This window comes from Elusimicrobiales bacterium (assembly GCA_041651175.1).
Taxonomy (GTDB): Bacteria; Elusimicrobiota; Elusimicrobia; order Elusimicrobiales; family Elusimicrobiaceae; genus JAQTYB01.
In genome coordinates this window covers 1-12,760 of record JBAZJT010000035.1, presented here as the reverse complement: position 1 = coordinate 12,760, position 12,760 = coordinate 1, and the positions used below count along the sequence as shown (strand labels likewise).

General features: G+C 60.2%; 1 protein-coding gene. It reads left to right on the top strand.

Going from position 1 to position 12,760, the window contains the following annotated elements; translation table 11 throughout:
• The first annotated feature begins 77 nt into the window (after nucleotides 1-77).
• The gene (locus WC421_11445; protein MFA5162841.1) at nucleotides 78-12,641 is read left to right on the top strand and encodes a tail fiber domain-containing protein; all 12,564 of its coding nucleotides are present in this window, start codon (nucleotides 78-80) and stop codon (nucleotides 12,639-12,641) included.
• The last annotated feature ends 119 nt before the right edge of the window (nucleotides 12,642-12,760 follow it).

Sequence of the window (12,760 nt, the reverse complement as noted above, 5' to 3'; positions counted from 1 at the left end):
CGGAAAGCGGGGTAACCAGCGGGACATACGGCAGCGGGACGGAGGTGGCGCAGGTTACGGTGGACGCAAAGGGCCGCGTGACCACGGTAACGAGCGTAACCATCACCGGCGCGGCGCCCACCGGCGCGGCGGGCGGCGATTTGACGGGGAACTATCCGAACCCTGCGTTGGCCGTCGCGCTGTCCGGCGAGCATACCTGGAGCGGGACGCAGACATTTTCGGACATGATAGCCGGTTCCATCAGCGGCAACGCGGCGACGGTTACGAATGGCGTCTACACGACAACGGCTGCGGCGGGCGATTTAACCGGAACATATCCGAACCCGCAACTGGCGGAAAGCGGGGTAACCAGCGGGACATACGGCAGCGGGACGGAGGTGGCGCAGGTTACGGTGGACGCAAAGGGCCGCGTGACCACGGTAACGAGCGTAACCATCACCGGCGCGGCGCCCACCGGCGCTGCGGGGGGCGACCTTAGCGGGAACTATCCGAACCCGGCGATAGCGGACAGCCATTATTCCGCGCCGCATACCTGGAGCGGGACGCAGACATTTTCGGACACGATAGCCGGTTCCATCAGCGGCAACGCGGCGACGGTTACGAATGGCGTCTACACGACAACGGCTGCGGCGGGCGATTTAACCGGAACATATCCGAACCCGCAACTGGCGGAAAGCGGGGTAACCAGCGGGACATACGGCAGCGGGACGGAGGTGGCGCAGGTTACGGTGGACGCAAAGGGCCGCGTGACCACGGTAACGAGCGTAACCATCACCGGCGCGGCGCCCACCGGCGCGGCGGGCGGCGATTTGACGGGGAACTATCCGAACCCTGCGTTGGCCGTCGCGCTGTCCGGCGAGCATACCTGGAGCGGGACGCAGACATTTTTGGACATGATAGCCGGTTCCATCAGCGGCAACGCGGCGACGGTTACGAATGGCGTCTACACGACAACGGCTGCGTCCGGCGATTTGACCGGGACCTATCCGAACCCGGAGCTTGCCGCCACCCCGGTAACCAGCGGCAGCTACGGCACCTCCACCGAGGTGGCGCAGTTCACCGTTGACGCGAAAGGGCGGATAATTTCCGCGACGAATGTGCTGATAATCGGCGCGGCGCCGACGGGCAGTGCAGCGGGTGATTTGACCGGTACCTACCCGAATCCCACACTGGTGACATCGCAGCCCAGCGCGCACACTTGGAGCGCGTTGCAAACTTTTGCCAACGATTCCGCCTACGGGGCTATTGCGACGGAAAGCGGAAACGGTGCCGGTGCGTTTGACAAGAGCCAGGTTGTAATGAGTCTCAACGGTACTCACCCCCATGCCATCAAAACACGCCACGACGACAACATCTCCGCCAACAATGCAATTGACTTCTTCACTTGGAGACCCGGCGACTCCGCGTACACCATAGCGACAAAGCACGTAATGTCGCTGACGGGCATGGGGTATGTAGGTGTTGGAACAACCGATCCCTCCACCGCCCTGCAGGTTGTGGGCACAGTTACCGCGACGGCATTCTCCGGAAGCGGCTCTGAACTGTCGGGTGTTATACTATCCGGTGGTTTAGCGGCTGGCGAACTGACGGGGACCTATCCGAACCCGACGATAGCGGACAGCCATTATTCCACCGAGCACACATGGTCCGCGACGCAGACGTTCAGCGATTTAATAATGGGCAGCATCACGGGCAACGCGGCGACGGTTACGAATGGTATTTACACCACCACGGCGGCGGCGGGGGATTTGACGGGGACCTATCCGAACCCGACTTTGGCAACCAGCGGGGTAACGAGCGGGACATACGGCAGCGGGACGGAGGTTGCGCAGGTTACGGTAGACGCAAAGGGCCGCGTAACCATGGCAACCAATGTGACCATCACCGGCGCGGCGCCGACGGGCGCTGCGGGCGGCGATTTGATGGGGAATTACCCGAACCCGGCACTGGCAGCCGAGCTGTCCGGCGCGCATACCTGGGGCGGGACACAGACATTTTCGGAAACGATAGCCGGTTCCATCAGCGGCAATGCGGCGACGGTAACCAACGGCATCTACACCACGACCAGCGCGGCGGGGGATTTGACGGGGACCTATCCGAACCCGACGATAGCGGACAGCCATTATTCCACCGAGCACACATGGTCCGCGACGCAGACGTTCAGCAATTCCATAGCCGGCAGCATCACGGGCAACGCGGCGACAGTTACGAATGGTATTTACACCACCACGGCGGCGGCGGGCGATTTAACCGGCACCTATCCTAACCCGCTGTTGGCAGATAATGGCGTGTCCGCGGGGACATACGGCAGCGGGACGAAGGTTGCGCAGGTTACGGTAGACGCAAAGGGCCGTGTAACCATGGCAACCAATGTGACCATCACCGGCGCGGCGCCGACGGGCGCTGCGGGCGGCGATTTGATGGGGAATTACCCGAACCCGGCACTGGCAGCCGAGCTGTCCGGCGCGCATACCTGGGGCGGGACACAGACATTTTCGGAAACGATAGCCGGTTCCATCAGCGGCAATGCGGCGACGGTAACCAACGGCATCTATACCACGACCAGCGCGGCTGGCGATTTGACGGGGACCTATCCGAACCCGGCTTTGGCAACCAGCGGGGTAACGAGCGGGACATACGGCAGCGGGACGGAGGTTGCGCAGGTTACGGTAGACGCAAAGGGCCGCGTAACCATGGCAACCAATGTGACCATCACCGGCGCGGCGCCGACGGGTGCGGCAGCGGGCGATTTGACGGGGACGTATCCGAATCCAACATTGGCGACCACCCAAACCGGTGCGCACACCTGGAGCGGGTCGCAGACATTCACGGGCGCGGTCAATGTTACCACCAGCGGGCAGGATGTTTTGATAAGCAGCTACAAGCCGGCTGGCGCAATGGGAAATAACATTTTCATCGGCGGCGGCGGGCAGAGTTCCTCCTATACGAGCGGCAGCGATGCATCTTTCAACAGCTTCTTCGGGATGTATGCCGGTAATGGCAACACCACGGGCGCTGTCAATACCGCCAGCGGTTATCAGGCGCTTTACGGCAACACCACGGGCATTTTTAATACCGCCAACGGCGCCGCCGCGCTTTACGGCAACACCACGGGCAGCAACAATACCGCCATGGGCGCCGACACGCTTCAGTACAACACCACAGGCGGCTACAATACCGCCATCGGCGTGTATGCGATGAGGGGCGTGTCCGGCCAAAGCGCGGGCAGCGCTAACACCGCCACTGGTTATTCGGCGCTTGCCAATACCACAGGCAGCAATAATGCGGCTTTTGGGTATGCCGCGCTTAATTTCAACACCACGGGCAGCAACAATGTCGCGGTCGGGTACGGCGCGATGTACGGCGTGTCAGGCCAAAGCACGGGCGGCAATAATATCGCCATCGGCGCCGACGCGCTCTACTACAACACCACAGGCAACTATAATACCGCCGTTGGCAATGAAGCCGGCCGGTATTACGGCGCGGGAACCGGCCAGAATGCGACTGCGAGCAACTCAGTCTATCTGGGTTACGACGCAAGGCCGGCGGCGGATGCGGAGACTAATGAAATCGTAATCGGCTATGCGGTGCGGGGTAACGGGAGCAACAGCGTAACGTTGGGCAATGCCAGCATTACCAAGACCGTGTTGCAGGGGAGCGTGGGGATAGGGACGACCGCGCCGACGGCGAATGCTTTGGATGTAACCGGTTCCGGCAGCAACACGGGCATACGGATAGCGGCGGGCGTGCCGACGAACACGACGGCTGCGCTGTACAACAACGGCGGCAGCCTGTACTGGAGCGGCAGCCAGGTGGGCGGGCCGCCGTCCGGCAACGCGGCTGGAGAACTAACCGGCACGTATCCGAACCCGACATTAGCGACCGCGCAAGGCAGCGCTCATACCTGGAGCGCGGCGCAGACGTTCTCGCAGAGCATAATCGGCAGTATCACCGGCAATGCGGCCACTGTTACAAACGGCATTTACACCACCACGACCGCCGCTGGCGATTTGACCGGGACATATCCGAACCCGACGCTGGCGACGAGCGGGGTAACCAGCGGCAGCTACGGCAACACCACACAAGTTCCGCAGCTTACGGTTGACGCGAAAGGGCGGGTTACTTCGGCTACGAATGTAACCATCAGCGGCGCGGCGCCGACCGGTGCGGCGGCGGGCGAGCTGACGGGGACGTATCCGAATCCGACGATAGCGGCGGCGCATTATTCCGCGTCGCATACATGGGCGGGGACGCAGACATTCAGCAATTCAATCGTGGGCAGTATCACCGGCAACGCGGCGACGGTTACCAACGGCATTTACACCACCACGACCGCCGCTGGCGATTTGACCGGGACATATCCGAACCCGACGCTGGCGACAAGCGGGGTAACCAGCGGCAGCTATGGTAACACCACACAAGTTCCGCAGCTTACGGTTGACGCGAAAGGGCGGGTTACTTCGGCTACGAATGTAACCATAAGCGGTGTTGCACCCTCCGGCGCGGCGGCGGGCGACCTCACCGGTACCTATCCGAACCCGACGTTAGCAACTACCCAGACCGGCGCGCATACGTGGTCGGCGGCGCAGACGTTCAGCACCGCGATACGGGTTACCGGATACCTCAATTTTTACGATGCGGCGTATGGGACATTTATAGGCAACGGTGCGGGCGCGGCAAATCAAAGCGACGGCGCTGACAACGTTTTCCTGGGTTATTACGCCGGAGTAGCCAATACCTCAGGCGATTATAATACCGCTTCCGGCGTTACTGCGCTTCGTTCCAATACCACAGGCGGTTCTAATAGCGCGTATGGCCGTCAGTCGCTATACTACCACGATACCGGCAGCTATAATACCGCCATCGGCGGAAACGCGATGTTCGGCGTGTCCGGCCAAAGCACGGGCAGCTATAACACCGCCACTGGTTATTCGGCGCTTGCCGGCAATACCACCGGCGCCGATAATGCGGCTGTTGGGTATGCCGCGCTTTATGCCAACACCACGGGCAACTACAATACCGCCGTCGGGCAGCAGGCTCTTTATTCCAACACCACAGGCAGTTGGAATAACGCTGTGGGCATGTATGCGCTTGAGTTCAACACCACAGGCTCCTACAACCTGGCTTTGGGCCATGCGGCCGGCATGTATTACGGCACAGGGTCAGGTCAGAATGCGACCCCGTCTAATTCGGTTTATCTGGGCGCCGACGCAAGACCGGCGGCGGACGCGGAGACTAATGAAATCGTCATCGGTTATCAGGCGCGGGGTAACGGCAGCAACAGCGCGACGCTGGGCAACAGCAGCATAACAAAGACAGTGTTGTACGGCCCGGTGGGAATAGGCACGACAGCGCCGACGGCGAATGCTTTGGATGTAACGGGTTCCGGCAGCAACACGGGCGTGCGGATAGCGGCGGGCGTGCCGACTAACACGACGGCTGCCCTCTACAATAACGGCGGGGCTTTGTACTGGAACGGCAGCGCGGTAAGCGGCGCGCCGACGGGCGCGGCGGCGGGCGAACTGGCGGGCACCTATCCGAACCCGACATTGGCTGCGACGCAGAGCAGCGCGCACACATGGGGTGCGACGCAGACGTTCAGCAATTCAATTGTAGGCAGCATCACCGGCAACGCGGCGACGGTTACGAATGGTATCTACACCACCACCAGCGCGGCAGGCGACTTAACCGGCACTTATCCGAATCCGACGCTGGCGACGAGCGGGGTAACCAGCGGGACATACGGCAATGGCACGCAGGTGGCGCAGGTTACGGTTGATGCGAAAGGGCGTGTAACCTCGGTTACGAATGTAACGGTAACCGGCGCGGCGCCCACCGGCGCGGCGGCGGGCGAGCTTTCGGGGACATATCCGAATCCGACATTGGCTACGACGCAGGCCAGCGCGCACACATGGTCCGCGACGCAGACGTTTAGCAACTCAATCATCGGCAGCATCACCGGCAATGCGGCGACGGTTACGAACGGTATCTATACCACCACCAGCGCGGCGGGCGACCTCACGGGCACTTATCCGAACCCGACTTTGGCGACCAGCGGGGTAACGAGCGGCAGTTACGGCAATACCACACAGGTTGCGCAGTTGGTGGTGGATGCGAAGGGCCGCATCACCTCCGCTACGAATGTGACAATAAGCGGTGTTGCGCCGTCCGGCAGCGCGGCTGGTGATTTAACGGGGACGTATCCGAATCCGACGCTGGCAACCACGCAAACCGGTGCGCACACCTGGAGCGGGTCGCAGACGTTCACCGGCGCGGTCAATGTTACCACCAGCGGGCAGGATGTTTTGATAAGCAGTTTCAAGCCGACGGGCGCCATCGGTTATAACATATTTGTCGGCGGGGGCGGGCAGAGCTCCTCTTTTACAAGCGGCAGCGCCGGGTCATACAACAGCTTTTTCGGGGCAACCGCCGGCATCAGCGCCACATCGGGCGCTTTCAATACCGCTTTTGGTTATGCGTCCTTGCATGGCGTTACGACGGGAGTGGGAAATATCGGTGTCGGCGCGGCCGCGCTGTATTATAATGCTACCGGTTCAAACAACACCGCCATAGGGCATTATTCTATGTTCGGAGTGTCGGGCCAGAGTTCCGATAACAACACTGCGGTCGGCAGTCAGGCGCTCTATAGCAACACCATAGGCAGCAATAACACCGCCAACGGATATCAGGCGCTTTTCACCAACACCACGGGTGGCAACAACGTTGCGATGGGGTACCTCGCGGGCCGATATATAACCTCCGGCGGCGTAAACCAGACCACTGCCAACTCGGTTTATATGGGTTACGATACGCGGGCTGCGGCGGACGGGGATACCAATGAAATCGTCATCGGCTATGGGGCCCAGGGCAACGGCAGCAACAGCGCGACGTTGGGCAATGCCAGCATCACCAAGACCGTGTTGCAGGGCAGCGTGGGGATAGGGACGATCAATCCGTCAACGGCATTGCAGGTTGTGGGGACGGTAACGGCAACGGCGTTTTCGGGAAGCGGGGCGGGGCTGACGGGCGTGATACTTTCCGGCGGGTTGGCTGCGGGGGATTTGACAGGGACGTATCCGAACCCGACATTGGCAACCAGCGGGGTAACCAGCGGCAGCTACGGCAATGCGACGCAGGTGGCGCAGTTGGTGGTTGACGCGAAAGGGCGAATAACCTCGGCGACGAATGTAACCATCAGCGGCGCGGCGCCGACCGGCGCGGCGGCGGGCGAGTTGACGGGGACGTATCCAAACCCGACTTTAGCGACCGCGCAGGGCAGCGCGCATACGTGGTCGGCGGCGCAGACGTTCAGCACGGCGATAGCGGTAACCGGCTATCTCAATTTCTACGACGCGGCGTATGGGACATTTATAGGCAACGGGGCGGGGGCGGCAAATCAGAGCGGCGGCACCCACAATGCTTTTGTGGGTTATCAAGCCGGGAAAACCAACACTACCGGCATCAGGGGTTCCGCTTTTGGTTATCAGGCGCTATACACCAACAGCACCGGCGCCGGTAACGCCGCCTATGGTTATCAGGCGCTATACACCAACGACACGGGCAACAACAATACCTCTGTTGGTTCCACCGCGCTCTATTCCAATACAGCCAGCAACAATACCGCCACTGGCTATGAGGCGTTGTTATACAACAGCTCAGGCGCCAGCAATACCGCCACCGGCGCGGATGCGATGAAGGGCGTATCCGGCCAAAGCACGGGCAGCAACAACACCGCCAATGGTTATCAGGCGTTGTACGGCAATACCACAGGCGCCGGTAATGCCGCTTTCGGGTATCAGGCGGGATATACCAATACCACGGGCGCTAACAATACGGTTATCGGTTACGGAGCGGGAAGAGGACGCTCCACAGGCGGTTCCAGTGTGGCTGTGGGGTATAACTCGCTCTACTACAACAATGGCGATAACAATACCGCCGTAGGCACATATGCGCTAAAGGGCGCGTCGGGTCAGAGTTCAAACGCCAATACCGCTACCGGCTACGGCGCGCTTGAAAATAACACGACCGGAGCCAACAACGTGGCCAATGGCTACAGCGCGCTTAACAGCAACACCAGCGGAAGCGCCAATACGGCAGTGGGAATGTATGCATTGTTCGGCGTATCGGGACAAAGCGCGGGCGACAGCAACACCGCGCTAGGTTACGGCGCGCTATACGTCAACACGGGCAGCGCCAATGCCGCTTTAGGCCGCAACGCGCTTTACAGCCAGAGTTCGGCCAGCGGCAATACCGCCATCGGTTACAGCGCGCTTCAGTACGTCACCACAGGCGGTTATAATACAGCGTTGGGTTATAATGCCGGCATGTATTACGGCACGGGAACCAGTCAGAATTTGACACCGACGAATTCGGTCTATCTCGGCTATGACGCAAGGCCTGCGGCGGATGCGGAAACTAATGAAATCGTAATCGGCTATCAGGGCAGAGGCAACGGGAGCAACAGCGTCACGTTGGGGAACACCAGTGTTACCAGGGCTGTTATCAGCAATCTGATGAATGTCAATAACGCTGTTTACGGGATATTCCTGGGCTATCAGGCGGGGAATGCCAATGCCAGCGATGGTCTCTACAACACGCTTATCGGTTATCAGGCGGGCCTTTCCAACACCACCGGCGACAGCAATGCCGCCATCGGTTACCGGACGCTTTATTATAATACGACAGGGGGCAACAATACCGCCTTCGGGAACGGCGCGTTGTATGGCGTGTCGGGCCAGAGTTCCGGCGACTCTAACACTGCGCTCGGCGTCAATACGCTCCTTCTCAATACGGGAAGCTACAGCACAGGCGTCGGTTCCCTGGCGCTTTACAACAACACCGCCAGCTATAACACCGCCACAGGTTATCAGGCGCTGAAGGCCAACACATCAGGCGCCTACAATACCGCCAACGGCGTCAACGCGCTTGTATTCAACACCACGGGCGGCAATAATACCGCCATCGGCTATGCCGCGTTATACGGCGTGTCGGGCCAAAGCGCGGGGAACTATAACGTCGCGTTTGGCGCTAGCGCGCTTAACCTTAATACGGGGAGCCAAAATACAGGGGTTGGCGGTTTCGTGCTTTACAACAATACGGCCAACTATAATACCGCCAGCGGTTATAGCGCGCTTTATTACAACACCACGGGCACCATGAATACCGCCAGCGGCGTGAATGCGATGCGTGGCGCATCGGGACAAAGCACTGGCGGTTACAATTCAGCATTTGGCGCGGCAGCGCTTTATTCCTATACTACCGGCGCAAACAACTCGGCTCTCGGCTATCAGGCGCTTTACAGCAACACCACGGGCGGCAACAACACCGCGTTGGGATTCGATGCCGGCCATTTTATTACCAGCGGCGCCGGCAATACGGCGGGCAGTAATTCGGTTTATCTGGGTTACGACGCAAGGCCGGCGGCGGACAGCGAGAGCAATGAAATCGTCATCGGCTATCAGTCCAGAGGCAACGGGAGCAACAGCGTTACACTGGGCAACAGCAGCATCACAAAGACGGTGCTCTACGGCCCGGTGGGGATAGGCACGACCGCGCCGGCGGCGAACGCGCTTGATGTAACCGGTTCCGGCAGCAACACAGGCGTACGGATAGCGGCTGGCGTGCCGACAAACACGACGGCTGCTCTCTACAATAACGGCGGCAGCCTGTACTGGAACGGCAGCGCGGTGGGCGGGTCGCCGACAGGGAATGCGGCTGGCGATTTGACGGGGACCTACCCGAATCCGACATTGGCGACCACGCAGAGCGGGGCGCATACATGGGGCGCGACGCAGACGTTCAGCAATTCAATAGCCGGCAGCATAACGGGCAATGCGGCCACTGTTACAAACGGCATTTACACCACCACGACCGCGGCGGGCGAGTTGTCCGGGACTTACCCGAATCCGACGATAGCGGCGGCGCATTATTCCGCGTCGCATACATGGGCGGGGACGCAGACATTCAGCAATTCCATAATTGGCAGCATAACGGGTAACGCGGCGACGGTGACAAATGGTATTTACACCACCACGACCGCCGCCGGCGATTTGACCGGGACATATCCGAACCCGACGCTGGCGACGAGCGGGGTAACCAGCGGGAGCTATGGCAGCGGTACGCAGGTCGGGGTATTCACTGTAGACGCGAAAGGGCGGATAACATCGGCTGCCAATACCACAATAACGGGCGCGGCGCCTACGGGTGCGGCGGCGGGCGAGCTGACGGGGACGTATCCGAATCCGACGATAGCGGCGGCGCATTATTCCGCGTCGCATACATGGGCGGGGACGCAGACATTCAGCAATTCCATAATTGGCAGCATAACGGGTAACGCGGCGACGGTAACGAATGGCATTTACACCACCACGACCGCGGCGGGCGAGTTGTCCGGGACTTACCCGAATCCGACGCTAGCGGCGGCGCAGGGTAGCGCGCACACGTGGAGCGCGGCGCAGACGTTCAGCAGCAATGCCTATTATCCTTCCGGCATATGGAACTCATCCGGCAACGTGGGCATAGGAAGCGCCGCGCCGCTGGGGCGGTTGGATGTGGCCGGAGCGTTTTATACCAGTACCGGCATGATAATAATGCGCGCGCAGGACGGCTCCAATGAGGGCGCCGAGATAACCATGACTGGCGCGGGGTCCAACAACACTTTCACATTTGACAATAACGCCGGCGATGCGCGCATATTCTGGAATGATTCCAGCGCGCACAAAATGCAGGTATTCAATTTCGGCGGCGGGTCCTCCGGGATGTGGGTGCAGGGCAGCGTGGGCATAGGAAGCCTCAGCCCCAGGGCGCAACTGGATGTCGTCGGCACGGCTTATCTGGGGGATACTACGGTTACCAATGACCGGATGGAAGTAAACGCTGGCGGCAGCGGCGACCGGTATGCCTACATAGATTTCCACGGCGACGACACCTATAGCGACTGGGCTTTGCGTATCATTCGCGAAAATTCCGGCGTCAACAGCAATTCCTCCATTCAGCATCGCGGGACGGGCGGGCTTTATTTGACCACGTCAGACGCCGCGCCGATATATTTCCAGACGACCGGCTCCACCCGCATGACAGTCGCCAGCGGCGGCAGCGTGGGGATAGGCACGACCGCGCCGACGGCGAATGCGCTTGATGTAACCGGTTCCGGCAGCAACACCGGCATACGGATAGCGGCGGGCGTGCCGACGAACACGACGGCTGCTCTTTACAATAACGGCGGGGCGTTGTACTGGAACGGCAGCGCGGTAGGCGGCGCGCCGACGGGCGCGGCGGCGGGCGAACTGGCGGGGACGTACCCGAACCCGACACTGGCGACCACGCAGGGCAGTGCGCATACATGGGGCGCGACGCAGACGTTTAGCAACTCAATCATCGGCAGCATAACGGGCAACGCAGCGACGGTTACCAACGGCATATATACCACCACGACCGCGGCGGGCGAGTTGTCCGGGACTTACCCGAATCCGACGCTAGCGACGACGCAGGGTAGCGCGCACACGTGGAGCGCGGCGCAGACGTTTAGCTATTCCGGGGTTGGCCTTTCCGTCAGTTCGCGGGCTTATATCGCTCAACTGGGCGTCGGAACAGCAAATCCTGCTTATGCTCTGGATGTGCGCAGCGGGTACATATTCTCAGACCGGGAAATAATGAGTACTGGCCTCGGCACCGGCGGCCAGTTCCGCATGGTGAGCGGCAATTACGGCGCGTTCTGGCGCAACGACGGCTCTAATCTGTATTTGCTGTTTACCGCATCCGGCGACCAGTACGGCACATGGAATAGCCTGCGGCCGTTTATGGTTGGTCTTGCCAGCGGCGACGTAACCATGTCGCACAACGTCGGCATTGGCGGCGGGTTGACGCTTTCGCAGACAAATCCATCCATAACCAGCGGCGGCAGCTATATAACAATACCTTACGGCATCTATGTTTCCGGCGGGACGCCTTATTTCGCGAACCAGGCGCAGTTCAGGGGCGGGATACATAATGACAGCGCGGCCTATCTGCAGATTGACGGCGGCACAAGCGGGTACTCATATTTCTCTGGCAATGTGGGCATAGGAAGCACTTCGCCGGCGGGGTTGCTGGACGTGGCCAACATCATGTATACCGACACATCTAACAAGCGACTCATCATGCGCGCGGTGGATGGTTCCAGCGAGGGCGGCGAGATATACATGTCCGGCGCAGGTTCCAATGTCGGATTTACTCTTGACAATAATACCAGCAACGCGCGCATATTCTGGGACTCCGGCACGCATTATCTGCAGGTGAATGGCGATTTGTATGCCAACAACTACTACCACAACTCGGACGAAAGGCTGAAAACAGATATTTCAACCAGCAAGGGGTTGAGTATCATTGAAAAGCTGCGCGGCGTCAGCTTCCGGTGGAAGGCCAACGGCGAGCGTTCGGACGGCGTGATAGCCCAGGAGCTTGAGAAGGTCATGCCGGAGGCGGTGCGCTCCGCCAAGGACGGACACAAGGTGGTCGCATACGACGTTTTGTTCGCCCCGCTGATAGAATCAATCAAGGAATTGAAGGCCGCCAACGATGCGCAGGCGGAGGAAATAAGAAAACTGCGCGACAGGGTGAATGTTCTGGAGGGGGGAAAGCAGGCCGGCCCCCGCTCTTCCTGACTTCGCCAACGGGACACCCAGTGGTTATTGACGGATAATGTTGTAAAGCTGCTGTTGTTCCGCGTCCATTCTCAATAACTGCTTCTTTCTTTCTCCGTGTTCCGGCGCATACTCCAACT